Here is a 24,632-nt window from a genome sequence, read left to right on the forward strand (position 1 = left end):
AACTTGCTGCGCCGACCTACGCGGTAGGCATGACCAGTCGTTACGCCCTCGCCGCCCTTCTCCTCGCCACATCCGCTGCCGTGCCGGCCGTCGCGCAGCGCGCCGCACCGGCCGCGCCCGCCGGTGTCGACCCGCGCGTCGCCGCGCTGCGCGATGCCGCGCTGAAGGACGATGTCGCCTACGACATCGTCGAAGGCATGACGACCGAGGTCGGCCAGCGCCTGGCAGGGACCGAGGCGGAGGCCCGCGCCCGCACCTGGAGCGCGGCGAAGCTGAAGGCGCTGGGCTTCAAGAACGTTCGGATCGAAACCTACCAGATGCCGGTCTGGGTGCGCGGTGAGGAACGCGGCGAAGTGGTCGCCCCCGTGCCGCAGAAGCTGCACCTGACCGCGCTCGGCAATTCGGGCGCAACGCCCGCCAACGGCATCGAGGCGGAAGTGGTGATCTTCCCCACCTATGCCGATCTCGCCGCGGCGCCTGACGGCAGCCTTACCGGCAAGATCGCCTATGTCGGCAACACGATGATGAAGACGCAGGACGGATCGAGCTACGGCCAGGCCGGCGTCGCACGCTTCGCCGGCCCTGCGCTCGCCGCCAAGAAGGGCGCCGCCGCCATCGTGATCCGCTCGATCGGCACCGACACGCATCGCCTGCCGCATACCGGCACCACCTATTTCCGTGACGGCCCGGCGATCCCCGCCGCCGCGCTGTCGGTGCCCGACGCCAAGCTGATCGAGGCGCTGGCGAAGCGCGGCAAGCCGATCCGCATGAAGCTGGTCCTCACCCCGCGCCAGGTGGGTGAGCGGGAGTCGGGCAATGTCATCGCCGAGGTGCCCGGCACCGATCCCAACGCGGGCATCGTCCTCATCGGCGGCCACCTCGACAGCTGGGACCTCGCCACCGGCGCGATCGACGACGCCAGCGGCGTCGCCATCACCGCCGCGGCGGCCAAGCGGATCCTCGACAGCGGCAAGCGCCCGCGCCGCACGATCCGCGTCGTCTGGTTCGGCGCGGAGGAAGTCGGCGGCTTCGGCGGCCGCGATTATGCCGCGAAGCACGGCAAGGAACGCCACGCGCTCGCAGCCGAAAGCGATTTTGGCGCGGACAAGATCTGGCGGCTCGGCATGACGCTGCCGGAATCAGCGAAGCCCGTGGGTGATCGCCTTGCCGCCGCTCTCGCCCCGCTGGGCATCGTGCGCGGCAACGGCCCGGGCGGCAGCGGCGCGGATATCGGCCCGACGGTGGCGCTGGGCGTTGCGGGCGTCGACCTCAATCAGTCAGGCCTCGATTATTTCGACGTACATCACACGCCTGACGATACGCTGGATCGCGTGGACCCGGACAACCTGCGTCAGAACGTCGCGGCATGGACGGCGATGCTGGCGATCGTGGCCGATGCGCCGGAGGAAATCGGGCCGGTTGAGCGTCCCGCGCGCTGAATCCGTTCGTCGCGAACCTTGCTGCCAGATGAATTTCATCATTGACCCATCAAATTGCTGCGGTATTTGCCGTGGCTCGCGACGGCAAACGGGTCGGCCGCGAAATGAATAAATGCTTGGGAGCATTCGAATGAAGAAGATCGTTCTGATCGCTGCCGCCGCCGGCCTGATGTCCGTGGCTGCTTGCTCGAAGTCGCCGGAGGCCGCCGCGGTCGAGAACAACGCGGACATGATGGCCGACAACATGGAAATGATGGCCGACAACCTTGAGGACCTGGCTGACAACTCGGCGAACGCCGTTGCTGCCGAGGGTCTCGAGAATGCAGCTGACAACCTTGAGGACGCAGCGGACAACGTCCGTGACGTCGCCGAGGAAAAGGCTGACAACATGCAGTAATGCGCTGCGGGCCATCAGGCTCGCCGCTTTGCTGAATGATGAAACGGGCGTTTCCGCTTTGCGGAGGCGCCCTTTTCTTTTGTCACTTTCCCAGGGGGCCGCGTACCATTTGAGGCATTGCCGCCCCTGCGACGCTCCGCCTATAGGCGGTCACTCACGCGGAGGGCCTGTAGCTCAACGGTTAGAGCTGGCCGCTCATAACGGCTAGGTTGCGGGTTCGAGTCCTGCCGGGCCCACCGCGTGATCGCTTGCACTCGGGCCGGTAACCGCCTAGGCGCTCGCACGCGTCGGGGAGTGGCGCAGTCTGGTAGCGCGCCTGCTTTGGGAGCAGGATGTCGCAGGTTCGAATCCTGTCTCCCCGACCAACTCACGCCGGCGCCGTTGCGATCGCGATCGAGGCGTATTCAGCCGTACTGACGGAGCCGCCCACCGAAGCCTATTCCTTGTCCGACGTGCCGGCCTCCAGGATCGACACGATCGAAAACAGGGTAAAGCAGACGGCGCCAAGCCCCGCCAGAACGCGCGCCGGGACGAAGAAGCCCGGGTTCGCGGTGGCCGCTTCTGCAAGGAAGGCGGAAAAGAACAGGCAGGCGAGGCAGGTCAGGACCGGAAGCAGCGGAATCCGGTTCGCCAGTGCGCATTCGCGCCGCCAGGTCAGCGCCAGCAACCACACCTTTGACACGATGCTGAAGCACACCATGCCCAGCCCGAGCAGGACGCACCCGGGGGCGATCCGATCTACCCGGTCATCTCCGAACAGGACGATCACTCCCCAACCAAATGCCGCTGCTCCCATCAACAGGACCCACAGCGTCCACGCCCATCTTTCTCCCTCGCCAAATTCGTTGCGCACCTGCCGCACCACCGTCGACACCAACGAGATAAGGCTTGCGCAAATGGCCGTGATGCCGAGCAGGACGTGGCCGGCGACATAATCAGGCGTCTCGGCGGCACGCGCCAGCAACATCGCCGCCCACAACGCACCAGCGACGGTAGCTATGACAGGCACGGCAATCAGCGCCGCGCCGGTCGCGCGGCTGTACGCCTCGGCGGGCGGACCGTCCTGCGCGCGGCCATGCGCATTTCTGGGGATCAGCGTGAAGGCACTTGATGCCGTCGCGACGGTGCTGACACACGCAGCAATCAACCCCACGCCGGCTATCACATGGCCGGCAACGAAGCTGGGCACGCTCCCCTGTTGAATGATCGCGAAGCCCCAGATCACGGTCGCACCCGCGGCGGAATAGCCGATCACGGGGAGGATGACCTTCCATGCCGGACTGAACGTGTGCGTTAGTTGCCGGATGATCATCGCGGCGGTCGTGAACAGGGCGATGCAGATGGCGGTCAGCGACACCAGAATGTGTCCGGCGACGAAATCATTGGCATCCGTGCCGTCCCGCAACACATACAGGCCAAGGCCGAGGCACACTGCCCCCATCGCCAGGGGAATGATCCGGAATAGGATGCTGATCCAATAGTTCACGGGCATCCTCCTGCTCGGCGGGGCAAGGGGCTGTACGCTCCGTCCGCCCCTGCGAACACGCCACGCCATCACATGGCCGGCCGCTGGGGCAGGATCCAATAGGCAAAGATACGATCGCGCCGGGATGCCGCCGGCGTTGGTTCGGCGTGTTTACCCTGCCGCTCAGGCTGCGTAGCTTGCCCGCCCGGCCACCCGCTCGTGCCAGGCGCGAACGTGGTCGCGCTCTGCCAGCGGCTCCATGCCGATCAGCTGGCCGAAATCGATGATCGTCACCGCCGCGATATCGGCCATCGAATAGTCATCTCCCGTGATGAACGCCCGCGCGTCCGACAGCTCGCGGTCGAACCAGCGCATGGCGCGATGCAGCAGGTCGCGGTTCGATGCGCCATAATCCGTGTACTGCGTCAGCAGCGCCGCCGTCGCCGGATGCGCATGGCGCCAGAACATCTTCACCGGCTCGCCGATCTGAAGCTCGACCCGGCGGATCCACATGTCGACCAGCGCCTGCTCGGTCGGCGTCTGCCCGAACAGCGACGGCGCGTCGGCCACGCTGTCGAGATAGCGGCAGATCGACACCGTCTCGGAAATCATCGTTCCGTCATCAAGCTCAAGCACCGGCACCTGGCCAAGCGGATTGCGTGCCAGATGGTCCGGCGCCTTGTGCTCTCCCCGCCGGAGATCGAGCATGACCTCCTCCAGCGTGATGTCCTTCTCGGCGGCGGCCATGCGGACGCGGCGGGGGTTCGGGGCCGGCGGCGGCGCGCTGTACAATTTCATGCCGCCATCCTGACCCAGCCGCGCCCAAAACAAAAGCTGGCGCCGCAGCAGCACGGACCGCCCGACGCCAACGCGTAATTTGCCGCCTCCCCACGGAGATAAAGCCACGTTCGCGCATTTCCGGTAAGCCCATGACACTGCCCCAGAGCCTCTCCATCGCAACGCTCCTGGGGATGATGGCGCTCTTCATCTGGGGGCGGTTCCGCTATGACGTCACCGCGATCATCGCGCTGCTCGCCGCGTTGCTGCTCGGCATCGTGAAGCCGGAGGACGCGTTTCGCGGCTTTTCCGACGATATCGTCGTGATCGTCGGCTCCGCGCTGGTGATCTCGGGGGCGGTGCAACGCTCGGGCGTGCTCGAACGCGCGCTGCGCAAGGTGAGCCGCCACGTCACCCGGGTCCGCTCGCAACTGCTGGTGCTCACCGGGACGGTCGGGGTCGCGAGTGCGCTGGTGAAGAACATCGGCGCGCTTGCCATGCTGATGCCGGCCTCGTTCCAGATGGCGAAGCGCAACGATACCAGCCCGTCGGTCTTCCTGATGCCGATGTCCTTTGCCGCATTGCTCGGTGGGCTGATGACGCTCGTCGGCACCTCGCCGAACATCATCGTCAGCCGCGTGCGCGAACAGATGACGGGGCACCCGTTCGGCATGTTCGACTACACACCGGTCGGCCTCGGGCTGTTCGTCATCGGCCTGGTCTATCTGCGGTTCGCCTATCGCCTCGTCCCGCGCGACCGCCGCGCCGCCGCGACGATGGGTGAGGCACTGGATATCACCGGCTATGTCACCGAAGTAGTGCTTCCCGCCGGGTCGCCGGCAGTCGGGGAGACGGTGCAGGCGTTCCTTGATCGGCACGAGGGCGAGATCGTCCTCACCCAGATGTTGCGCGCCGGGCTGCGCAGCGCGCCCGGCATGGCGATGACGCTGGAGGAAGGTGACACGCTGATCCTCAGCGGCGCGCCCGACGCGTTGGAGCGGGCGATCGCCACCGATCGGCTCGCTTATGAGGGCGAGGGGCGCGAAGCGGCGCAGGAACAGCGCGACAAGGACAAGGGCAGCAGCACCGGCGAGATCGGCGTGGTCGAGGCGGTGGTCAACATGGGCGGCATGCTGGAGGGGCAGACCGCCGGGCGCCTCAACCTCCAGCGGATGTTCGGCGTCAACCTGGTCGCGATCTCGCGCCGCGGCGAGCGGCTGTCCCGCCGTCTCGCCAACACGGTGCTGCGCGCCGGCGATGTCGTCGTGCTGCAAGGCCCGCTTGATACGATGCCCGAAAGATTGCGGCAGCTCGGCTGCCTGCCGCTGGCGGAACGCGACCTGCGGCTGGGCTCGCGCCGCACCACCTGGTTGCCGATCCTTGTCCTCGCGGGCGCCATGTTCCTGACCGCAATGGGCTGGGTGCCGGTGGCCGTCGCCTTCTTCGCCGCGGCGGGCCTTGTCATGGCGACGGGTGCGATCAGCCCGCGGGAGGCCTATGATCATGTCGAATGGCCGATCCTCATCATGCTCGGCGCATTGATCCCGGTGTCGGATACGTTGCGAACGACGGGCGCGTCGGAGGTGATCGCGACCGGCCTTGCCCGTGTCGCCACCACCCTGCCCGCCTGGGGCGCGGTCGCGCTGATCCTCGCCGCGGCGATGGCGGTGACGCCGTTCCTGAACAACGCCGCGACAGTGCTGGTGATGGCGCCGATCGCCGCGCAATTCGCCGGTGATCTCGGCTATCGGCCGGAGGCGTTCCTGATGGCAACGGCGGTCGGCGCGGGGTGTGATTTCCTCACCCCGATCGGGCATCAGTGCAATACCCTGGTGATGGGCCCGGGCGGATACCGTTTCGCGGATTATGCCCGGCTGGGCGCGCCGCTCTCGCTGTTGGTGCTGGTGCTGGGCACCCCGCTCATCCTGTTCTTCTGGCCGCTGGCCTGACCGCGGCTACAGATTGGCCTGCTCCTCCTCGGGCAGGTCGGCATAGGGCCCATAATAAAGCTCGGCACATTCCGCCGCGAGGCAGCCGCCCTCGATCTCGATATCGTCGCGATACGCGTCGGCGATGAACGCCAGCGTGTCGACATGCTTCGCCTCGAAATACATCGGGTGAACGTCATCGCGCCCCGCGCCGAACACGACCCGCCCGACCTTCGACCAGATCGACGCCATGGTGCACATCCCGCAAGGCTGCAGCGTGGAATAAAGCGTCGCGCCGCGCAGTTCGAGCTCACCGATCCCCTCGCACGCGCGGCGGATCGCCATCATCTCGGCATGGGCGGTCGCGTCGGGCAATTCGTGCGTCTGGTTGCGCTCCGCGGCAATGACCTTGCCGTCCAGGACGATCACGCATCCGAGCGGCGATGTCGAGGGATGCGACCCCTTCGACCGCGCCACCTCCAGCGCCGATCGCATCCACCGTTCATCATCGTCCTTGCGCATCAGTCAGCCCTTTCCCCCGCCCCAACGCGTCAGGCACCAATTGGCCGCTGGTTCTGGCTCAGTCCGCGTTCCGCCGCCGCGCGGCGGCGACGGCCTCGCGCAGCGTCGGCAGCTCGACCGCGCCGGGCAGCAGGTAGCGCCCGATCACCAGCGCCGGCGTGCCGGCCAGGCCGATCGCACGGGCGTAGCGGTGGGTACGTGCCAATGCTGCGTCGATCGCCTCGTCATGCTTGACGAGGTCAGCCTGCAGCCGCGCCCAATCCACGCCGGCGCGGTCCGCGGCGATACGGATCGACTGGCTGGTGATCCTGCCCTGCGTCTGCATCAGCGCATTGTTGAACGCGGCGTGCCGCCTCTGGTAATTGGCCGCGATCGCCGTCCGCGCCGCCTCGCGAGAGACCGCGCCGAACACCGGCCAGTCGCGATACACCACGCGCAGCTTCGGATCCTCGCGCCGCAATTGCTCCAGCGCCGGGTGGACCTTGCGGCAATAGGGGCATTGATAATCGGAAAACACCACCATCGTCACATCCGCACCCGCCGGCGCGACTGTCGGGGCGACGCTGTCATTCTGGATCTGGCGATGCAGCGACGCGACGTTGGAGGTGATGTTCTGCGCCGTCACCGCCGGTGAAACGGTCAGGGCCACAGCAAGCGCGGCCAGCGCCTGCACCATAAGAAAACGGCCAGTGACCATCAGCTTCCTTCCAGTTCGTCGATCGCGGCCATCAGGCTGGCGCGCGAGATTTCGCCCGTGTGGCGGCGGGTGATCCGGCCCGCCGCGTCGACGAACACGGTGGTGGGATAGCCCCCCGCCCGCGTGGCCGCAGCGACATGGCCCGTGGGATCGAGCACCACGGCGTCCCCCGCCAGCCGCTCCGCCGCCAGGAAGCGCCGCACGGCGGCCTCGCTCTCGCGCTGGTTGATCAGCAGCACCGGCGTGTCGGACGCTCGCGCCACATCGATGATCATCGGCATTTCGCGGCGGCACGGTCCGCACCAGGTGGCCCACAGGTTCAGCACGAACGGCTTGCCGCGCAGCGCATCGATCGCGACTGGCTTTCCGTCCAGATCATGCAGCGTCAGTCCGCGTGGCAGTGGCTGGGGCGCCGGGGCGAGGACCGCGCTCAGCGCCGCGTGGCCGAGTGACAGCACGGCCAGCACCGCGATCATCCACGCCGTCGCCCCGCGCCGTCCCAGCGCCAGCAGCAGGGTGAGCGCCGCCGCCATCACGCCGATCCACGGGGCAAAACCGCCCTGCCAGATGGCGATGACCGACCATGGCTCGACGCGAAACGCGTCCAGATGCTGCACGACGAAGCCAAGCCGCGCCGCCACGATCCCGACGACCAGCGCCACGCCCGCGGCGCGCTCGGCCGCCGCGCCCGTGCGCCGCGCCACCATCATGCCGGCCGCGAGGAACAGCCACATCGCCGCGATCGCCAGCGCACGATCGGCCGCGATCATCACTGGCCCGATCGTCCATATGCCGTCCATCCGGTCGCCTCGTCGTCGTCAGGCGCGCCAGGGCACCGGTCATCGATGCGGCCGCGTGCCGCCCGCCGGTCACTATGGCGCGGGGCAGCACAGATCAACCGAGCTCGCACCCGCTCCCATGGTGTCGCACCCCCGCCAATCAAGCCACCTTTCAGCACCTTATTCTTTATTGTGCACTGCAACATCTTGGGTTGAGGCTGTGGCGCTTTCGCTGCATGGCAGCATTCCGTCACATGTGAGCAACAAAGCTTGGAACCAAAGCTTTGTTGGTTCGGTCCGCCGATAGATGCCCGCCACCGCCACCACGCCCTATGAATTCAAGCCGCACGAGCGGCCCTTCCTGCCCGGATCGCCGGCGACGCCCGACCATCCGATGGGGCGGCGGATCGCCTATGCCGCGATCGGCGTGCTGCTGGGCCTGACGGGTGGGCTCAGCAACGGCCTGCTGCTCGCCAATCTGCCGCAGATCCAGGGCTCGCTGGGGCTCAGCCCGGTGGAGGGCGGCTGGCTCAGCGCGATCTATTCGATGACCAGCGTGTGCATGAGCATGTTGCTTATCAAATTCCGCCAGCAATTCGGGCTGCAGCGCTTCAATCGCGTGTTCCTGACCGGCTTCCTCGCGGTCACCGTCCTGCAGGTGTTCGTCCACAGCTATGGCGTCGAACTGCTGACGCGCGCGGCGGCGGGGATCGTCGGCAGCGGCCTGTCCACGCTATGCTTCTTTTACATCATGCAGGCGATGCCTGCCCCGGCGCGCCTATCGGGCATGATCATCGGCTTTGGCCTCGCACAACTTGGCCTGCCGCTCGCCCGGATCATCTCCCCCTTCCTGCTCGCGGATGGCGACATCCAGAACCTGTTCGTGTTCGAACTCGGCCTGACGTTGCTGTGCCTCGGCTCGGTCGCGCTGCTGCGATTGCCGCCAAGCGAGCGGTTCCAGGCGTTCGAGAAGCTCGACTTCCTCACTTTCGCGCTGTTCGCGCCGGGCATGGCGCTCCTGTGCGGGGTGCTGGTGCAGGGACGCATCGTCTGGTGGAGCACGGCCTGGCTCGGCTATGCGACCGCCGCCGCGATCATCCTGATCGGCGCGGCAATGCTGATCGAGCACAATCGCGCCAATCCGCTGCTCAACACGCGCTGGATGCGCACGCGCAACGTGCTGCGCTTCATCATCATCGTCGCCGCGATCCGGGTGCTCCTGTCCGAACAGACCTATGGCTCGACCGGGCTGCTGACCGCGCTGGGGATGGGCAATGACCAGCTCGTCACGCTGAACGTCATCATCCTCCTGGGCTCGATCGCCGGGATTGCCGCCGGGGTGCTGCTGCTGAATCCCAAGGATCTGCTGTGGCAGGTGGTCGCGTCGGCGATGATCATCGCCGTGGTGGCCTTCATGGATTCGGATGCGACCAACCTCACCCGCCCGGGCAATTTCTATCTCAGCCAGGGGCTGCTCGCCTTCGCCGCCCTGTTCTGGATGGGCCCCGTCACGATGGTCGGCATCCTGCGCGCCATTTCGAAGGGGCCAAGCCACATCGTCAGCTTCTCGGCCGTATTCGGCATTGCGCAGACGGTGGGCGGGCTCGCAGGCACGGCGTTCCTTGGCACCGTGCAGATCGTGCGAGAGCGGCTCCATTCGCAGGAGATCGTCCACGGCCTCGTCGCCGGCGACCCGCTCGTCACGCAGCGGCTTCAGCAGCTTGGCGGCGCCTATGCCCGCGTCGAGGGCGATCCGATGCTGCGTCAGGCGGAGGGCGCCGTCCTGTTCGGCCAGCAAGTCACGCGAGAGGCGAACATCCTCGCCTTCAACGACGTCTTCACCGGCGTCGGCATCCTCGCGGTGCTGGTGGTGCTGTGGCTTGGCGGGCGGTGGGTCTGGCTGAAGATACACGGGATCAATCCGTTGGCGGAGGAACTGGCGGCGATGCAGAAGATGCGGGAGAATGCGGCACAATGAATGACGCGACATCGCGCCGGGACCAGGCGGTGGCCGAGGAGCGGCTGGAGGATCCGGTCGAAACCACCGCGCCCGAACCTGATCGTGGCCGCGGCTGGGCGCCGCCACGCGGCGGCCTGCTCTCGACATTGTTCTTCGTCGGGCTGCTGATCGCCGGCGCGCTGATCGCGATGTGGGCGTGGGACCTGCCGCCGTTCCGCCGTAGCCTGCAGACGACTGACAATGCCTATGTCCGCGGGCAGACGACGATCATCGCGCCGCAGGTGAACGGCTATGTCACCAGCGTGGAGGTGCGCGATTTCGAGACGGTGAAGGCGGGGCAGGTGCTCGCCCGGATCGACGATCGCATCTACCGCCAGCGGGTCGAACAGGCGCGCGCCGCGCTTGATACGCAGCGTGCGAATCTCGCCAACTCGCAACAAAGCGAACGCTCGCGCCGTGCCGCCGTGGGTGGGCAGGACGCTGCGATCGCCAGCGCCCGCGCGCAACTTGCCCGCGCCCAGGCCGACATGCGCCGCGTCGACGATCTGGTGGCGCAGGGGTCGGTATCGCTGCGGGAGCAGGATCAGACCCGCGCCGCGCTGGCGCAGGCGCAGGCGGCGGTCCGCCAGGCGGAGGCGCAGCGCACCATCGGAGAGCAGGAGGTCCGCTCCGTCACCGTCGGGCGCGGCGGCCTGGAGGCCGCGGTCGCAAACGCGCGCGCCGCGCTGCGCCTTGCCGAGATCGACCTTGCCAACACCATCATCCGCGCGCCCCAGGCGGGGAAGCTCGGCGAAGTCACCGTCCGCCTTGGCCAATATGTCACCGCTGGCACGCAATTGATGTTCCTCGTCCCGCCGACCGTCTGGGTCTCGGCCAACTTCAAGGAAGCGCAGACCGCGCGCATCTTCCCGGGCCAGCCCGCGGTGCTGCACGTCGATGCGCTGGGCGGCGCCGAGATCCGCGGCCGGGTCGAGCGGCTGTCGCCGGCGGCGGGCAGCGAATTCTCCGTCATCCGCCCGGACAATGCGACCGGCAATTTCGTGAAGGTGCCGCAGCGGCTCACCGTGCGCATCGCGCTGGATCAGCGTAGCCCGCTGTATCCACGGCTCAGCCCCGGCATGTCGGTCGAGGCGGCGGTCGATACTAGCGGCGCGCCCGCCCCGGCGACCAGGTAGGCGCCAGACGATGAGGACACGCTCTTCGCTCGCGGTCCTGCTGGCGCTTGCCGGCTGCGCCGCGCCCAACCCGCCCCGGCCCGAGGCGGCCGGCGTCACTGCACCGCTGCAATGGCGCACCACCCTGCCCGCCGGCGCCGCGCTCGACGGCGACTGGTGGCGCCGCTTCGGTGATCCGGTGCTCGACACGCTGGTGGAACAAGCGCGCGCCAACAATCCCGATGTCGCGATCGCTGCGGCGCGTGTGCAGGAGGCGCGCGCCAACGAACGGCTCGCCCGCGCGCAGCTCTTCCCCTCACTCGACGCCGGGGTCGGCGTGACGGAGGCGCGCGCGCTCAACCCCTTGGGGGTCGCGGCCGAGAATACCGGTGTGCAGCCGCTGTTCCAGGCCGCCTATGAGGTCGATCTGTTCGGCCGCATCGGCAATCAGGTGGAGGCCGCGCGCCAGTCCACCGCCGCCACCGCCGCCGCGCGCGACGCGGCGCTCCTGTCGGTCACCGCCGCCACCGCCAGCGGCTACATCACGCTGCGCGCGCTCGACGCCCGCCGCGCGGTGGTCGAGGCGACGATCACCTCGCGCGCGGAGGCACTACGCTTTGCCAAGTCGCGCGCCGACGTCGGCTACACCTCGCAGCTCGAATTGCGCCAGGCGGAGGCGGAATATCGCGCCACGACGCAGATCCTGCCGCAGGTGCAGCTGGCGATCGCGCGGCAGGAGAACGCACTGAGCACCCTCACCGGCGTCACCCCGCGCGCGATCCCGCGCGGGCGGCCGCTGTCGGCGCTGGCCCCGCCCGGCGTGCCCGCCGGCCTGCCATCCGATCTGCTGCGTCGCCGGCCCGATATCGCCCAGGCCGAATACAGCCTTGCCGCGACCGACGCCTCGCTCGCCGCCGCTCGCGCGCAATTCCTCCCCTCGCTTCGGCTGACCGGATCGGCTGGCCTCACCTTGTCGACCGCGCTTGCCGATCCGGTGTCGATCTGGTCGATCGGCGCCAGCATCCTTGCGCCCTTGTTTCAGGGCGGGCGGCTCACCGCCAATGTAGAGGGGGCGGCGGCACGGCGCGACCAGGCGGCCTTCACCTATCAGCGCACCGCCCTCACCGCCTTTCGCGAGGTGGAGGATAATCTGGCCGCGGTCGACCGCCTCGCCGCGCAGCGGCGGGAGCTTGAGGCGCAGCGCACCGCCACGGCGGAGGCCCTGCGCCACGCCACCAACCGCTATCGTGCGGGCTATGCGACCTATCTGGAACAGCTCGATGCGCAGCGCACCTTGCTCAACGTCGATCTGACCCTGGTTCAGCTGCGCGCCGACCAGATCAACAGCGTGATCGCGCTTTATCAGGCGATGGGCGGCGGCTGGTCGGCGGATCAACCCATCGGCTGATCGCTGACCGCGCACACCTGAAGACCCGCGGCCCGTCCCGCCCCCTGAGAGCCACCGTCGCTGCGCCGCAAGGGAGTACAACGCAGCCGGCAATACGGCCTCAGAGGGCGAGGGCCCAGGGAGGAGCGGCGCGTCCGGGGGGGAGGCAGGCGCGCACCGCTCAGGGAACTGGTCTCAGCTGGCGGACTGGGTGGCCGCCAGCTTGTCGAGATCGGCGATCAACGCGGCGCGATCCGCATCGGCCGCCTTGGCGAGGTAAGCGCGCGTGTCGCCGACCTTCTTTGCCACGTCCTGCTGGATCGCGCTGCGGCTGGCGTTGCACCAGCCCGGACGGCTGCCGTTCGCGACATTGTTCTCGACGAAGCTGCGCGAGGCCATCATGCCGCCAGCGCCGGTCGCGGTGCGGTTCACTTCCATATTGGCGGTCCATACGCAGCGCAGCGAGGACGGGCGGCCCGGCGGGGCGACTGCCCCCACCTGCTTCTGCTGGATCTTGATGTCACCGCGATAATCGGCCTGCACGGCGCCGGACGCATGTTCGACCGACAGGCTGTGGGTCGCCGCAGGGGCACCGGTCGCCGCGGCGGCGGCAGCTGCAAAAATGGCAAGAAAGGTCATGATCGTTCCTGAAAGGTAAAGGCGAGCGGCCGCCGACCGGGTCGGCGCGCGAACCGCATCGCGCGGCGTCGTCGCCGCCGCTCGTCAGTGGAAAAATTGGCGGATCAGGCCGCCTGTGGTTGCCAGGCCATGGCGTGAAGTCGGTCCTTCACCTGCAGCCGCAGCCACTTCAGACGCAGCAGGCGGAACGTGTCCGGTGCGCGTCGCGTCAATTCGCTGCGGATCTGCTCATCCAGCCGCGCATGCAACTGGGTCAATTTATAACGAAGGAAACTCAACGCCTCTCTCCAATCAAAGATTGAACGATCGGGTCAGCGATGATGTTAAGAGGCAGACTCAGGCCTACATCGAGCTAACCCGATGCGGTCCGACATCACGTTCGTCCTGAGACGAGCGCCAGAGGGGCCCGGTCCGCACGGTTGAAATTAATTCCCGGGGCCAAAATATCAAGCGCCGGTAACATTACATTTTGTTGCACAAACCTCAGGACTTTGGTGCATTTGCGCGCACTTCGGGCCCATCCGACGGCGCCGTCCCGGCGGCGCCCTGCCCCTCGCCCAGCGAGCGCAGATATTCCTCATGATCGGCCGCCGTCCCGACGAAGCGCTTCATCCGCGCCAGCCGCTCGGCCGGGACGGACAATTCCGCCTTGGCCAGCTCATCGGCGATATAGGTCGCGTTGAAATCGGGTACGCCGGCGCGCTTCAGGTTGCTGGCATTGCGCATCGAATCACCGCTGCACAGCAGCAGCTGCCAGCCATAGTCGCCCATTTCGAACAGCGCCCGGCCGCCAAAGTCACCCTGTGTCCAATCGGCCAGCGCATGGTTGCCGCTCACCACAATCGGCCCGACGTCGATCGGTGCCAGCGGGCTGCCGAAATGCGCCTCTGTCGCCTCACGCACCCGGCGCTCCTCGACCACGGGGTTGGTGATCCCGCAACCGGCGAGCAGCAGCGCCAGCGCCGGAAACACCCACCTAAGCACGGATCAGCTTTCGCAGCCGATCGAGCGCCCGGTCCTCAGGCTCGGCGGCATCCATCGTCGTGGCAAACTCGCCGTTGCGATCGAACAGCAGGATGCGCGCAGTATGATCGATCGTGTAATCGCCATTGGGCAGCGGCACGCGCTCGACATAGATCTTGTACGCTTCCTCCATCCGCTTCAGCTCGGCCGGCTCCCCGGTCAGGCCGATGACCGGCGCGTCGAACATCGACAGGAAGCTCGCGATATCCTCGCTCTTGTCATGCTCGGGATCGACCGAGACGAAGACGATGTTCATCTTGTCCCCGTCCGCGCCCAGTTTCTGGTGAAGCAACGCCATGCGGTTCATCGACGTGGGGCAAATGTCGGGGCAGCGCGTGAAGCCGAAGAAGATCGCATAGGGCTTCCCCTTCAACGTCTGCTCGGTGACGGTCTTGCCGCTGGTATCCACCAGGCGAAAGGCGCCGCCCGGCGCGTTCTGCGCTGCCGCCTCGTCAGCCTTGACGGGCGCCGGCGACGAACAGGCCGCCGTCCCCAGCGCGAGCGCCGCGGCCAGCAACGCCGTGACATGCGTGGTGCGGATGCGAGGGCGGGTCATTGATGGCCTCCATGCGGATGCGCCGGCGCGGCGGCACCAGCGGCGCGGACGGTGAAGACCACCTTCACCTCGCCCGCCTTGGCAAAGCGCAGCGTCGCGGGCACGCGCTCACCCTGCTTCAGCGGCGCGGTCAGGCCCATGAACATGATGTGGTTGCCGCCGGGCGCCAGCGCGATCGTCGCGCCGGGCGCCAGCGCAATGCCGCCGCTCAGCGGTCGCATCCGCATGATGCCATTCTCGGTCGTCATGCTGTGCAGTTCGACGCGCGCGGCCCGCGGCGTTGACACGCTGATCAGCCGGTCGGCCGTCTTTCCGCCATTGCGGATCTGGGCATAGCCTGCGCCGACGGTGGCGCGCGGCGCCGTGGCGCGCGACCATGGCTGGGAAATGGTGATGTCACCCTTGCGCACATCCTGCGCCGCCGCCGGCAGCGACAGGCTGGCGAAGGCCATGATCAGGGGCAGCGCAAATCGATGGGTCATCGCAACTCCTCGCGTCGGCGCGGCCGAGAGTGCCGGTGGCAGGGGTCCTGCCGTCCGCGGGCATCGCGTCGCCGATCCTTGTCACCCGGCTGCTAGCGACCCTGCCCGCCCCGGTCACTTGGACATTCTGTCTCAGACCGGCGATGCTGCCCGCGTGGTGCCGCATCGTCCGCCGCCGCGATCAGCTCGGTCAGGCTGACCGGCCGCACCTCCATCTGCTCCAGCAACGCGAGCATGTCGTCCCACCAGCCGTGGAAACGCGCCAGCCCTGCCGCGTCGCGCACATAGGGCGTGTTCCCCGGCACCAGGCTTGGCGAATGGAAGGAAAAGGTGAGCAGTCTTTCGCCGGCCGCCACCGCCTCGCGCACCGCGGCCGCTGCCTCGCCGAACGACACGCCCTCGGGCGACAGCGGCACGCGCGACAACAGCCCCGTTCGCGCCATCACGCCGCGGCCACGCGGTATTCTGCCTGCCAACCGGTGCAATGCTCCCCCGCCCCGGCGCAGCGCGCCGATATAGCGCGTCGTCAGCGGCACCTCGATCAACCCCTCGGGCGCCAGGCGAAAGGCAGCGCTGCCGATGGCGCTGAAATCCGGCCCGCCGGCGGCGCTATAGTCATGCAGCGCGCGCATCGATGTCTCGACGCGATAGCCGCGCGCCGCCAGCAGCGCGGGCATGCCGGGCCCCAGGCCGTAGCGCCCGGTGCGAAACGCCAGCGGCTGCGCCCCGAACGCGGCCGTTATCGCGGCGGTCAGTTGGTCGACCTTCGCCGCGACCAGCGCGGGATCGAGGTTGCCCGCAAAGGACGCCCAGCCGCTCGGCGCCTCGTCATGCGGCGGATTGACCCAGGGATGCAGCTGCGCGCCGATCGTGCTGCGCCCATCGGCGATCAGGCCGCGCAGCGTATCGATCGCCGCCGCGCTGGTCGCCACCGGATAATCGCACAGATAGCAGGGCGCGACCCCGTGGTCGGCAAGGCGGCGGTGCATGTCCGGCAGCGCCGCGATCGCCTCGACCGCAATGGCGTCGCGCCTGAACGGCGCCGACCAGTCGAATTCCTCCTCGGTATCGACGAACACCATGAACCGGCGGCCGAATGACGCTGGCCATGCAATGTAATCGGATGGCGGCGGCGGCGGCACGCGCCAGCCCTTCGCGCCGCCGCTGCTCACCCCTTGTGGGTCGCCGCCTGCCCCAGCGTGCCGGCCACCGCCGCGGGCAGCGACACCACCATCCGGTCGGGCGTGATCATCATCTGCCCGCCCAGGCTCGCCGCCAGATTGCGCACCAGCCGCAGCGCGAAACCAGTGCCCAGCAGCGGCGCGCCGGGCAGTTCCGCCTCACGCTCCGCATCCAGCGTCAGCAGTTCGTCCTCGGACAGGTCGGCCAACGCGCGGGGCAGCGTCACCGACACCAGGGAGGTATGAAGCCCCGATGCGCCTGCTGTCACGGTGATCGCCTCGTCCGGCTGCGCCGCTGAGACGATGGTCCCGATCAAACGGCCCAGCAGCCGCTCCGTGGCGCGATCGTCGCATGCCACGGCGATCGCGCCGTCCATCGGCGCGATCGTCAGCGTGCAGCCGCGCATCGTCGCCAGCGATTGCAGGTCTGCCGCAATCCGTTTCAGCACCGGGGCAAGCACCACCGCCGCCGGGCGCAGCTGCAACGCATCGCCCTCGATGCGCGCGGCGAGATCCAGGTCCTCGATCGCCGCGATCAGGTCGGCCGCCAGGCTGCGGATCGCCGCCGCCCGCTCACGATAGACCGGCGCGACCGGCCCCAGCAGTTGCGACTCGATCAGCTCGGAGAAACCGGCAATGGCATTGGTCGGGGTGCGCAGTTCGTGCACCAGCCGGCGCAGCCCCTCGACATTGCCTTCACCCTTGGATGGCGGCGCGCGCTCGTCCAGCCGCGGGCGACGCGCGCTGCCGCGATAGCCGGCAAAGCGACCCGTGCCGTGGTCGAATAGCGGCGTCGCCGACAATCGCCACTCACCCGCCAGCGCCGCCCCGCCCTCCAGCGACAACCGCGCATCGGTGAAACTGGTGCGCGCCCGGATCGCGCTGCTCACCACGCCATCGACCTGCGCCGTGCCGCTGCCCGGCAGCATCAACGACAGGCCGACCAGCGCGCCGCGCGGCATCGCGTCGGTCCAGCTGATGACCCCATCGGGCCCGGTTTCGAAGCGGAACGTGTCCACCACGCGCAGCCGCGGCGCCGGCTTCACCGGCCCGCGCGCGCGCTGGAAACTGGCGATCCGGTCAACCAGCTCGGAAATCTCGAAACCGCCGGTGTCGCGCGGCTCGGGCGGCGGGGGCAGATCCAGCACGACCTCGTTCAGCTCGGCCACCTCAGCGGCCCCGGCCGGCAAGGCCGCAACCGTCTCGTCCGCCGGGATCGCCGCGCCATCATATCCAAGCGAGAAATCGGTCGATCCGAATGCCTCCAGCGCGCGGACCACGCTCGCCGGCAGATCGTCGCGCCGGCGCAGCGCCGCCCGACCCACCGGCCCCAGCTGCGGGATCATCGCCAGCCATCCCTCGGCCGGCAACTGCGCCGCGCGCAGCGCCGCCGATGCAATCTCGGGCGCGTCGTCGGCAAAGAAGGCGACCAGTTCGGCCGGTGGCTGGCCCAGCGCAAGGCTGCGGGCCGCGGCCGCGCGCACGGCGGCCGGAACCAGGCCGCGCAATGCCCGCAAGCGGCCGATCGTCTCCGCTTCCGGCTGCACCCTGCCCCGGGCGATCAGGTCGGCAAGCTGGCGGAACGTCGCCTGCGCGCCGAACGCGGTGGAGGAATCCGCAGCCAACACAGTCTTGAGACTATCGTCGAACCGCACACACTTCCCCGTCTCGTCGCAGCGACCAACCGCCGCGTCACTTGCCTCCTACCCTACACGGTGATGATCGCAAGCAACAGAATCACACACTTGTCATACGGTGAGACAATTGCGTTCTCACGCAACTAAACTATAGGACCGGGCATGTTCTTGATAGAAAAGCTGCGTGCGGAAAGCGCGCATGGTGCTTGACCGGATCGATCGGCGGATCCTCGCACTGCTCCAGGAAGATGGCCGGATGACCAACGTTGACCTGGCGGAGAAGGTCGGGCTGACCGCCCCGCCCTGTCTGCGCCGGGTGCGATCGCTGGAACAGGCGGGGGTGATCCGCGGCTATCACGCCAATTGCGAACCCGCGATGCTCGGCTTCCCGATCACCGTCTTCGCGATGGTCAGTTTGCGCAGCCAGGCCGAACACGACCTGGCAGCCTTCGAACGGCACGTGGCGGGCATTCCCGAGGTGCGCGAATGCCACATGCTGAACGGGGAGATCGACTTCATCCTGAAGATCGTCGCCTCGGACCTGGAATCCTTCCAACGCATCCTGACGACGCATCTCACCGCGGCCCCCAACGTCGCCAGCGTGAAATCCTCGCTCACGATCCGCACGGCAAAGGCGCAGCCGGGCGTACCGATCGTGATCGAGGATGAGGTGGAGTAGCGCCCGACGCCAGCGAACCCACGCTTTCACCGGACCACACACGCAACAAAAAAGGGGCGGCCTCGGCCGCCCCTTTCCATATGGTCAATCCGCGCGGATCAGGCCGTCGGCGGGTTGTCCAGGTAGACCGACCACAGCGACGCAATGTCGGTGCGCGGCGCGGTCTTCACCTCGGCGAAGGCGGCCTTGGCGCCAGCCTTGTCGCCCGAGTTGGCGAGCGCGATGCCGATGTGGGTGTTCACCACGTCCGCGTCGACGCCACCCTTCTGCAGCGCGACGCGATACAGTTCGATCGCCTTGGCATAGTTGCCCATGCCCAGGTACGCGTCACCCGTGTTCAGCGCGATGCGGCCGTTGGCGCCCGCCTTGGCCTTTGCTTCGACCGGCGCGAGCGACCCTTCGCTGGCGATCGCCTGGTTGGCGACTCGCATCAGGTCGTTGGCCGACTGGCTGTTCGCCGGGATCTTGCCCGATGCCTTGCCTTCGTCGAGCACTGCCTTGGTCTCGTGCGGCAGGCCCAGGTCATAGGTCCACTGCGCATAGGTCTCATAGTCATACTGGTCGGCCAGCGCCTTGGCCGAACGCATCAGGCGATACAGGTCGACCTTCTGCCCCTTGTCCAGCGTGACCGCGCTCTGCTGCGTCATGCCATAGGTGACGATGCCGTCACGCCAGTTCTTGGCGCTCGGGTAAGCGACGACCCACTTCTTGATCCAGTTTGCCGTCTGCGGGCCCATGCGCTTCTTGTTGGTCTGCGCGATGGCATATTTGTACAGGTCCTCGCTCGGCTTCTGGCCGGCCGCGACCTGCGCGTCGATTGCCTTCTCCAGCTCCGCGGCGCCGCCGGCCACGTCGCCCGAATCCATCTTCAGCTTGACCATCTGCAGCGGCAGGTTGGGATCATTGTAGCCAAGCTGCTGCGCGCGCTGGAAATAGTTGATCGCGCCGGCATTGTCCTTGGCGTTGGCCGCCATGATGCCGAGCTGGTAATTGTACTTCGCCACGTCGACCGCTGGGGTCTTCGGGTTGGCGATCAGCGCTTCGAGCGGCGCCTTCAGACCGGCTTCGTTGACCTGCTGGTTGGCGGCACGCGCGTCCTGGATCTTCACGGCCTCGCTCTGCAGCTGCAGCGCGGCGACGATATAGCGATCGTCATCGCTCTTCGCGGCGGCCTGCGCAGTGCTCAGCGCGGTCGCGGCGGCGGCAAAGTCCTTCGCGCCGATCGCGGTCTGCGCGGCGGCGGCGGCGTTCTGCACGTCCTTGCTGAGCTTCAGCGACGGGCCGCCCCCCTTCTGCTCATTCTTCTTCTGAGCGACGGCCGGGGTCGACACGGCAACGCCCGCTACACCGGCCATAAGCGCCGCCGCAAAGGCGACGCGGGAAATGCTCTTCATGAAAACTGCTCTCCTTTGAGGCGTGAACACTTGAATAGACGCTTAGTGCCCTCTCGTCGCTCCATCAAGAAAGCGCGCTGAACGGACATTGAACGTAATGATTTGCACGCCTAGCCGTTTCTTCATGAAAACGGCAATCATTGGCGCAAGCGGCGGCATCGGACGGGCGCTCGCAGACGCGCTGGAAGAAGAAGGCGCGGTCGTCCGCCGCTTTGCCCGGCCCGAGCTGGACCTGCTCGACGAGGCGACGGTTGCCGCTGCCGCCGCCGCAGCCGGCGCCCCAGAACTGGTGATCGTCGCCACCGGCATCCTGCACGATGGCGATGACGGCCCGGAAAAGTCGATCGCCGCGCTCGATCCCGCGTGGCTTGCGCGCCAATATGCGATCAACACCATTGGCCCCGCGCTGGTCGCCAAGCACTTCCTGCCGGTCATGCCAAAACAGGGGCGTTCGGTGCTCGCCTTCCTCTCGGCGCGGGTCGGCAGCATCTCGGACAATCGGCTGGGCGGCTGGTACGGCTATCGCGCCAGCAAGGCCGCGCTGAACCAGCTCATCCGCACGCTTGGGATCGAGGACAAGCGCCGCAACGAGCGCGGCATCGTCGTTGGCCTCCACCCCGGTACCGTCGACACCCGGCTGTCCAAACCGTTCCAGCAGGCCGGACGCGACCTGTTCAAGCCGGATCGCGCGGCGGTGCAGTTGCTCGACGTGATCGACGGGCTGAAGCCGCAGGACAGCGGCCGGCTGTTCGCCTGGGACGGCGCGGAGATCGCGCCCTGACCGCATTCCGACGCGGCCTTTGCACCACCCCTGCGCGCCCGTACGCGCGCGTGACATTTCTGTTGCGCCGGCCTAGAGCGGGGGCACCAGAATTCCTAACCCGAAAGTAGCGTTTTGACCGACGAGACCGTCCTCGCCGACCCTTCGGATATCGCGCCGATCTCTATCGTCGAGGAAATGAAGACCAGCTACCTCGATTACGCGATGAGCGTGATCGTGGCACGCGCGCTCCCCGACGTTCGCGACGGGTTGAAGCCGGTGCATCGGCGCATCCTCTATTCGGCGAACGAAAGCGGCTTCACCTACAACCGGCCGTACCGCAAATCGGCCCGCATCGTCGGTGACGTGATCGGTAAATACCACCCGCACGGCGATACCGCGATCTATGACGCCTTGGCGCGCATGACGCAGGACTGGTCGATGCGCGCGCCGCTGATCGACGGCCAGGGCAACTTCGGCTCGATGGATCCCGATCCGCCCGCCGCAATGCGTTACACCGAGGCGCGCCTGTCGCGTGTCGCGGATTACCTGCTCGACGATCTCGACAAGGACACGGTCGATTTCCAGCCGAACTATGACGGCTCGGAAAGCGAACCCTCGGTTCTCCCGGCGCGGTTCCCCAACCTGCTCGTCAACGGCGCTGGCGGCATCGCGGTCGGCATGGCGACCAACATCCCGCCGCACAATCTGGGCGAAGTCGTCGACGCCTGCCTCGCCTATCTCGATCGCGCGATCAGCGGCGGAGAGCCGCTCACGACCGAGGAACTGATGGAGATCGTGCCCGGGCCGGACTTCCCGACCGGCGCCGTCATCCTCGGCCGCGCCGGCGCGCGCAGCGCCTATGAGACGGGCCGCGGCTCGATCATCGTCCGCTCGCGCTATGTCATCGAGGAAGGGCGCGGCGAGCGCCGCTCGATCGTCCTCACCGAGATTCCCTACCAGCAGGGCAAGAACGCGCTGGTCGAAAAGATCGCCGAGGCCGCGAAGGACAAGCGGATCGAGGGGATTGGCGACGTCCGCGACGAATCGAACCGCGACGGTGTTCGCGTCGTCATCGAACTGAAGCGCGATGCCACGCCCGAGGTGGTGCTGAACCAGCTGTGGCGTCACACGCCGGCACAGGGCAGCTTCCCCGCCAACATGCTTGCGATCCGCGGCGGCCGGCCGGAGATGCTGCCGCTGCGCGAGATTATCGCCGCCTTCATCCAGTTCCGCGAGCAGGTCATTACCCGCCGCTCGAAGTTCGAACTGGCGAAGGCGCGCGATCGGGCGCACATCTTGCTCGGCCTCGTCATTGCCGTGACGAACCTCGACGAGGTCGTCCGGATGATCCGCGGCTCTTCTTCGCCGGCAGAGGCGCGCGCTGCCCTGATGGCGCGCGACTGGCCGATTGCGGAGATCGCCGGCTACATCAAGCTGGTCGAGGCGGTCGAGACCGAGATCACCTGCGACACCTATCGCCTGTCGGAAATCCAGGTCCGCGCGATTCTCGACCTGCGCCTCCACCGTCTCACCGCGCTTGGCCGTGACGAGATCGGCGACGAGCTCAAGACGCTGGCCGAATCGATCGCCGAGCTGCTCGCGATCCTCGCCGACCGCGTGAAGCTCTATGCGGTGATGCGCGAGGAACTGACCGAGGTTCGCGCGCTCTTCGCGACCCCGCGCCGCACCGAAATCGCCGCTGCCGCCGATGGCATCGACGACGAGGATCTGATCGAGCGCGAGGACATGGTCGTCACCGTGACCATGCAGGGCTATATCAAGCGTACCCCGCTTGAGGCGTTCCGCGCCCAGGCGCGCGGCGGCAAGGGCCGCAGCGGCATGGCGACCAAGGATGAGGATGCCGTCACCAGCCTCTTCGTCACCTCGACGCACACGCCGGTATTGTTCTTCTCCACGCTCGGCCGCGTCTATCGCATGAAGGTGTGGCGCCTGCCCGAGGGCAGCGCCAACACCCGCGGCCGCCCGATGATCAACCTCCTGCCGCTCCAGCCAGGCGAGACGATCTCCACCGTCCTGCCGCTGCCGGAGGACGAGGCGGAATGGGGCAAGCTCCACGTCATGTTCGCGACGGCGCGGGGCAGCGTGCGCCGCAACGCGATGGACGCCTTCACCAACGTGCCCTCGAACGGCAAGATCGCGATGAAGTTCGAAGGCGACGACATCGACGATCGTCTGATCGGCGTCGCGCTGCTGGAGGAGAATGACGACGTCCTCCTCGCCACCCGTCAGGGCAAGGCGATCCGCTTCCCCGGCAGCGACGTGCGCGAATTCCAGAGCCGCAACTCCACCGGCGTGCGCGGCATGCGCCTCGCGCCCGGCGACGAGGTGATCTCGCTCTCGATCCTGCACCGCACCGGCGCCACGCAGGAGGAGCGGGAGGAATATCTGCGCTTCGCCCCCTGGAAGGCGACGGAGCGTGAGGGCGAGCCGCAGATCCCGATGGACCGGTTCGAATTCCTGCGCGCGCACGAACAGTTCATCCTCACCGTCTGCGCGAATGGCTATGGCAAGCTGTCCTCGGCGTTCGAATATCGCCGCACCGGTCGCGGTGGTCAGGGCATCACCAACATCGACAATATCGGTCGCAACGGCCCGGTCGTCGCCAGCTTCCCAGCGAGCAAGAACGACCAGCTGATGCTCGTCACCGATCAGGCCAAGCTGATCCGCATGCCGCTCGCCAGCCTGCGCGTGATCGGCCGCAACTCGGCCGGCGTGCGCCTGTTCAACGTCAGCGACAACGAACATGTCGTCGGCTGCGCGCGGATCGATGAGGAGCCGGAGCCCGAAAATGCCGCCGAGGAAGCGGTCGCGGCGGAACTCTCGCCGCCTGAAATCGCTCCCGATACCGGCGCGACGGTCGGCGATGATGCCGCCGCCGGCCCGGAGGATGGCCAGTGACAGACCCGACGGCAGCTCAGATCACGACCGCGTACAAGGTGCTGACTGCCGACCAGATGGCGGCGCTGGAGCATGAGGGCTCCTTCGCCGGCGCGCCGGTGGACCTGGCGGATGGCTACATCCACCTCTCCACCGCCGCGCAGCTGACCGAGACGGTGGACAAGCATTTCGCCGGTCAGCACGATCTGCACATCGCCGCCGTCGATCTCGAGGCGCTTGGCGACAAGATCCGCTGGGAGGAGAGCCGCGGCGGGCAGCTCTTCCCCCACCTCTACGCCCCGATGACGCTCGACACGGTCGTCGCCTACAGCCCGATGGAGCGCGATCACGACGGCGCGGTGCGCCTGCCCGTCACGGGCTGAGCGCCGCACCGATCACCCTGCTCTCGCGCCGGTTCAGGCGTACAAGTCGACCACCTTCTCGCCCCCACCCTCTTCCTGCAACAGGAGGGTGCGGTGGCAGTGGCAGGGATCACGCTCGTAACACAGCAGCGCGCTCGGCTTTTCCGCCGCCAGCGCCCGCATCTGCGCTGCCGCGGCCTGCGCCTCGGGCAGCGCCAGCTGATCGTCATAGACCTCGCGCAGCGTCGCGACGTCGCCCTTCTTGGCCGCGTCGCGCCCGCGCTTTGGCGTCCCCAGCGCTTTCAGATGGACATAGTCGATCCCGGCCGCACGCAACGACGCCGCCAGCGTCGACTTGGAAAAACCGGGCCTGCGCGACAGCGGCAGGGCACGCACGTCGATCACCCGCTCCACCCCCGCCTTTTGCAGGGCGGCGATGAACTCATCCATCGTCACCCCTTCATAACCAATGGTGAAGATGGTCATGCGCGCTCCTCTGGTGAGCTCGCGGCG

The 24,632-nt window shown here is 67.6% G+C and carries 24 protein-coding genes and 2 tRNA genes; 12 read left to right on the forward strand and 14 right to left on the reverse strand.

Annotation, left to right across the window (positions count from 1 at the left end; genetic code table 11):
* Positions 1–29 precede the first annotated feature (29 nt).
* The 4 genes from L8F96_RS02270 (at position 30) to L8F96_RS02285 (ending at position 2,201) form a co-directional block, all read left to right on the forward strand.
* Positions 30–1,439, forward strand: a complete 1,410-nt coding sequence (locus tag L8F96_RS02270) for a M20/M25/M40 family metallo-hydrolase (RefSeq protein WP_334654877.1) — start codon at positions 30–32, stop codon at positions 1,437–1,439.
* 130 nt (positions 1,440–1,569) lie between these two features.
* Positions 1,570–1,836 (forward strand): hypothetical protein, encoded by a 267-nt coding sequence (locus L8F96_RS02275; protein ID WP_046408874.1) that lies wholly within the window; start codon positions 1,570–1,572, stop codon positions 1,834–1,836.
* Between the two features lie 163 nt (positions 1,837–1,999).
* Positions 2,000–2,072 (forward strand) — tRNA-Ile (locus tag L8F96_RS02280).
* Positions 2,073–2,124: 52 nt separating this feature from the next.
* A tRNA-Pro gene (locus tag L8F96_RS02285) sits at positions 2,125–2,201 on the forward strand.
* A gap of 71 nt (positions 2,202–2,272) precedes the next feature.
* Here L8F96_RS02285 and L8F96_RS02290 read toward each other — a convergent pair.
* Both L8F96_RS02290 and L8F96_RS02295 read right to left on the reverse strand, forming a co-directional pair.
* Complete coding sequence (locus L8F96_RS02290) at positions 2,273–3,322, reverse strand: DUF2776 family protein (RefSeq protein ID WP_046408856.1); 1,050 nt, start codon at positions 3,320–3,322, stop codon at positions 2,273–2,275.
* A gap of 162 nt (positions 3,323–3,484) precedes the next feature.
* Positions 3,485–4,099, reverse strand: a complete 615-nt coding sequence (locus L8F96_RS02295) for a glutathione S-transferase family protein (RefSeq protein ID WP_334654878.1) — start codon at positions 4,097–4,099, stop codon at positions 3,485–3,487.
* Between the two features lie 131 nt (positions 4,100–4,230).
* Between L8F96_RS02295 and L8F96_RS02300 the strand changes: the two genes are divergently transcribed.
* On the forward strand, positions 4,231–6,027 hold the full coding sequence (locus L8F96_RS02300) for an SLC13 family permease (RefSeq protein ID WP_334654879.1): 1,797 nt from the start codon (positions 4,231–4,233) through the stop codon (positions 6,025–6,027).
* 6 nt (positions 6,028–6,033) lie between these two features.
* Here the strand turns inward: L8F96_RS02300 and L8F96_RS02305 are convergent, their stop codons facing one another.
* Genes L8F96_RS02305 through L8F96_RS02315 form a run of 3 tightly spaced genes read right to left on the reverse strand, consistent with a single transcriptional unit; the run spans position 6,034 to position 8,025 of the window.
* Entirely contained in the window at positions 6,034–6,528 is a 495-nt protein-coding gene (locus L8F96_RS02305; RefSeq protein WP_334654880.1) for a nucleoside deaminase, read from the reverse strand.
* A 58-nt stretch (positions 6,529–6,586) separates the two neighbouring features.
* A complete protein-coding gene (locus L8F96_RS02310) occupies positions 6,587–7,225 on the reverse strand; it encodes a DsbA family protein (RefSeq protein WP_334654881.1) in 639 nt (212 codons plus the stop codon).
* Positions 7,225–8,025 carry a TlpA family protein disulfide reductase gene (locus L8F96_RS02315; RefSeq protein WP_334654882.1) on the reverse strand — a complete coding sequence of 267 codons (801 nt, stop codon included), beginning with the start codon at positions 8,023–8,025 and terminating at the stop codon, positions 7,225–7,227. The genes L8F96_RS02310 and L8F96_RS02315 overlap by 1 nt, the downstream gene beginning before the upstream one ends.
* Before the next feature lie 286 nt (positions 8,026–8,311).
* Between L8F96_RS02315 and L8F96_RS02320 the strand changes: the two genes are divergently transcribed.
* From L8F96_RS02320 to L8F96_RS02330, 3 genes are read left to right on the forward strand one after another with little or no spacing between them, the layout of a single operon-like run.
* Positions 8,312–9,982: an MFS transporter gene (locus tag L8F96_RS02320; RefSeq protein ID WP_334654884.1), complete on the forward strand. Its 1,671-nt coding sequence runs from the start codon at positions 8,312–8,314 to the stop codon at positions 9,980–9,982.
* Positions 9,979–11,139, forward strand: coding sequence for an HlyD family secretion protein (locus tag L8F96_RS02325; RefSeq protein ID WP_334654885.1), 1,161 nt, complete (start codon positions 9,979–9,981; stop codon positions 11,137–11,139). Before L8F96_RS02320 ends, L8F96_RS02325 begins: the two co-directional genes overlap by 4 nt.
* Positions 11,140–11,149: 10 nt before the next feature.
* Complete coding sequence (locus L8F96_RS02330; protein WP_334654887.1) at positions 11,150–12,526, forward strand: efflux transporter outer membrane subunit; 1,377 nt, start codon at positions 11,150–11,152, stop codon at positions 12,524–12,526.
* A 174-nt stretch (positions 12,527–12,700) separates the two neighbouring features.
* Here the strand turns inward: L8F96_RS02330 and L8F96_RS02335 are convergent, their stop codons facing one another.
* The 7 genes from L8F96_RS02335 to L8F96_RS02365 form a co-directional block, all read right to left on the reverse strand.
* Positions 12,701–13,144 carry a hypothetical protein gene (locus L8F96_RS02335; RefSeq protein WP_046408849.1) on the reverse strand — a complete coding sequence of 148 codons (444 nt, stop codon included), beginning with the start codon at positions 13,142–13,144 and terminating at the stop codon, positions 12,701–12,703.
* Positions 13,145–13,248: 104 nt separating this feature from the next.
* Positions 13,249–13,422: a DUF465 domain-containing protein gene (locus L8F96_RS02340; RefSeq protein WP_334654889.1), complete on the reverse strand. Its 174-nt coding sequence runs from the start codon at positions 13,420–13,422 to the stop codon at positions 13,249–13,251.
* Between the two features lie 205 nt (positions 13,423–13,627).
* A complete protein-coding gene (locus tag L8F96_RS02345; protein ID WP_156167205.1) occupies positions 13,628–14,128 on the reverse strand; it encodes a copper uptake system-associated protein in 501 nt (166 codons plus the stop codon).
* Positions 14,121–14,723, reverse strand: a complete 603-nt coding sequence (locus L8F96_RS02350) for an SCO family protein (protein ID WP_334654890.1) — start codon at positions 14,721–14,723, stop codon at positions 14,121–14,123. Before L8F96_RS02350 ends, L8F96_RS02345 begins: the two co-directional genes overlap by 8 nt.
* Positions 14,720–15,205 (reverse strand): copper chaperone PCu(A)C, encoded by a 486-nt coding sequence (locus L8F96_RS02355; RefSeq protein ID WP_046408847.1) that lies wholly within the window; start codon positions 15,203–15,205, stop codon positions 14,720–14,722. Before L8F96_RS02355 ends, L8F96_RS02350 begins: the two co-directional genes overlap by 4 nt.
* 92 nt (positions 15,206–15,297) lie before the next feature.
* Entirely contained in the window at positions 15,298–16,377 is a 1,080-nt protein-coding gene (locus L8F96_RS02360; protein WP_334654891.1) for a polysaccharide deacetylase family protein, read from the reverse strand.
* Entirely contained in the window at positions 16,374–18,011 is a 1,638-nt protein-coding gene (locus L8F96_RS02365) for a sensor histidine kinase (protein WP_417158924.1), read from the reverse strand. The genes L8F96_RS02360 and L8F96_RS02365 overlap by 4 nt, the downstream gene beginning before the upstream one ends.
* A gap of 211 nt (positions 18,012–18,222) precedes the next feature.
* Between L8F96_RS02365 and L8F96_RS02370 the strand changes: the two genes are divergently transcribed.
* Entirely contained in the window at positions 18,223–18,702 is a 480-nt protein-coding gene (locus L8F96_RS02370; RefSeq protein ID WP_136451866.1) for an Lrp/AsnC family transcriptional regulator, read from the forward strand.
* Positions 18,703–18,800: 98 nt separating this feature from the next.
* Here the strand turns inward: L8F96_RS02370 and L8F96_RS02375 are convergent, their stop codons facing one another.
* On the reverse strand, positions 18,801–20,096 hold the full coding sequence (locus L8F96_RS02375) for a tetratricopeptide repeat protein (protein ID WP_046408843.1): 1,296 nt from the start codon (positions 20,094–20,096) through the stop codon (positions 18,801–18,803).
* Positions 20,097–20,220: 124 nt separating this feature from the next.
* Here L8F96_RS02375 and L8F96_RS02380 point away from each other — a divergent pair, with 124 nt between their 5' ends.
* The 3 genes from L8F96_RS02380 to L8F96_RS02390 all read left to right on the forward strand — a co-directional run bounded on the left by L8F96_RS02380 (position 20,221) and on the right by L8F96_RS02390 (position 24,140).
* Positions 20,221–20,877 carry an SDR family NAD(P)-dependent oxidoreductase gene (locus tag L8F96_RS02380; RefSeq protein WP_296219651.1) on the forward strand — a complete coding sequence of 219 codons (657 nt, stop codon included), beginning with the start codon at positions 20,221–20,223 and terminating at the stop codon, positions 20,875–20,877.
* A 114-nt stretch (positions 20,878–20,991) separates the two neighbouring features.
* The gene (gene gyrA / locus L8F96_RS02385; RefSeq protein ID WP_334654894.1) at positions 20,992–23,778 is read left to right on the forward strand and encodes a DNA gyrase subunit A; all 2,787 of its coding nucleotides are present in this window, start codon (positions 20,992–20,994) and stop codon (positions 23,776–23,778) included.
* A complete protein-coding gene (locus tag L8F96_RS02390) occupies positions 23,775–24,140 on the forward strand; it encodes a DUF952 domain-containing protein (protein ID WP_331386564.1) in 366 nt (121 codons plus the stop codon). The genes gyrA and L8F96_RS02390 overlap by 4 nt, the downstream gene beginning before the upstream one ends.
* Positions 24,141–24,173: 33 nt before the next feature.
* Here the strand turns inward: L8F96_RS02390 and L8F96_RS02395 are convergent, their stop codons facing one another.
* Positions 24,174–24,605, reverse strand: a complete 432-nt coding sequence (locus tag L8F96_RS02395; protein WP_125946437.1) for a DUF488 domain-containing protein — start codon at positions 24,603–24,605, stop codon at positions 24,174–24,176.
* Between the last annotated feature and the right edge of the window lie 27 nt (positions 24,606–24,632).

Origin of the sequence: Sphingomonas panaciterrae (genome assembly GCF_036890205.1) — a bacterium.
In the GTDB taxonomy this organism is placed as follows: domain Bacteria; phylum Pseudomonadota; class Alphaproteobacteria; order Sphingomonadales; family Sphingomonadaceae; genus Sphingomonas; species Sphingomonas panaciterrae.

What these genes read in the sequence shown, in the direction of transcription:
- L8F96_RS02270 (WP_334654877.1), top strand. Translation starts at nt 30, where the DNA reads ATGACCAGTCGTTACGCCCTCGCCGCCCTTCTCCTCGCCACATCCGCT.
- L8F96_RS02275 (WP_046408874.1), top strand. Translation starts at nt 1,570, where the DNA reads ATGAAGAAGATCGTTCTGATCGCTGCCGCCGCCGGCCTGATGTCCGTG.
- L8F96_RS02295 (WP_334654878.1), bottom strand. Translation starts at nt 4,099, where the DNA reads ATGAAATTGTACAGCGCGCCGCCGCCGGCCCCGAACCCCCGCCGCGTC.
- L8F96_RS02300 (WP_334654879.1), top strand. Translation starts at nt 4,231, where the DNA reads ATGACACTGCCCCAGAGCCTCTCCATCGCAACGCTCCTGGGGATGATG.
- L8F96_RS02305 (WP_334654880.1), bottom strand. Translation starts at nt 6,528, where the DNA reads ATGCGCAAGGACGATGATGAACGGTGGATGCGATCGGCGCTGGAGGTG.
- L8F96_RS02310 (WP_334654881.1), bottom strand. Translation starts at nt 7,225, where the DNA reads ATGGTCACTGGCCGTTTTCTTATGGTGCAGGCGCTGGCCGCGCTTGCT.
- L8F96_RS02315 (WP_334654882.1), bottom strand. Translation starts at nt 8,025, where the DNA reads ATGGACGGCATATGGACGATCGGGCCAGTGATGATCGCGGCCGATCGT.
- L8F96_RS02320 (WP_334654884.1), top strand. Translation starts at nt 8,312, where the DNA reads ATGCCCGCCACCGCCACCACGCCCTATGAATTCAAGCCGCACGAGCGG.
- L8F96_RS02325 (WP_334654885.1), top strand. Translation starts at nt 9,979, where the DNA reads ATGAATGACGCGACATCGCGCCGGGACCAGGCGGTGGCCGAGGAGCGG.
- L8F96_RS02330 (WP_334654887.1), top strand. Translation starts at nt 11,150, where the DNA reads ATGAGGACACGCTCTTCGCTCGCGGTCCTGCTGGCGCTTGCCGGCTGC.
- L8F96_RS02335 (WP_046408849.1), bottom strand. Translation starts at nt 13,144, where the DNA reads ATGACCTTTCTTGCCATTTTTGCAGCTGCCGCCGCCGCGGCGACCGGT.
- L8F96_RS02350 (WP_334654890.1), bottom strand. Translation starts at nt 14,723, where the DNA reads ATGACCCGCCCTCGCATCCGCACCACGCATGTCACGGCGTTGCTGGCC.
- L8F96_RS02355 (WP_046408847.1), bottom strand. Translation starts at nt 15,205, where the DNA reads ATGACCCATCGATTTGCGCTGCCCCTGATCATGGCCTTCGCCAGCCTG.
- L8F96_RS02370 (WP_136451866.1), top strand. Translation starts at nt 18,223, where the DNA reads ATGGTGCTTGACCGGATCGATCGGCGGATCCTCGCACTGCTCCAGGAA.
- L8F96_RS02375 (WP_046408843.1), bottom strand. Translation starts at nt 20,096, where the DNA reads ATGAAGAGCATTTCCCGCGTCGCCTTTGCGGCGGCGCTTATGGCCGGT.
- L8F96_RS02380 (WP_296219651.1), top strand. Translation starts at nt 20,221, where the DNA reads ATGAAAACGGCAATCATTGGCGCAAGCGGCGGCATCGGACGGGCGCTC.
- L8F96_RS02395 (WP_125946437.1), bottom strand. Translation starts at nt 24,605, where the DNA reads ATGACCATCTTCACCATTGGTTATGAAGGGGTGACGATGGATGAGTTC.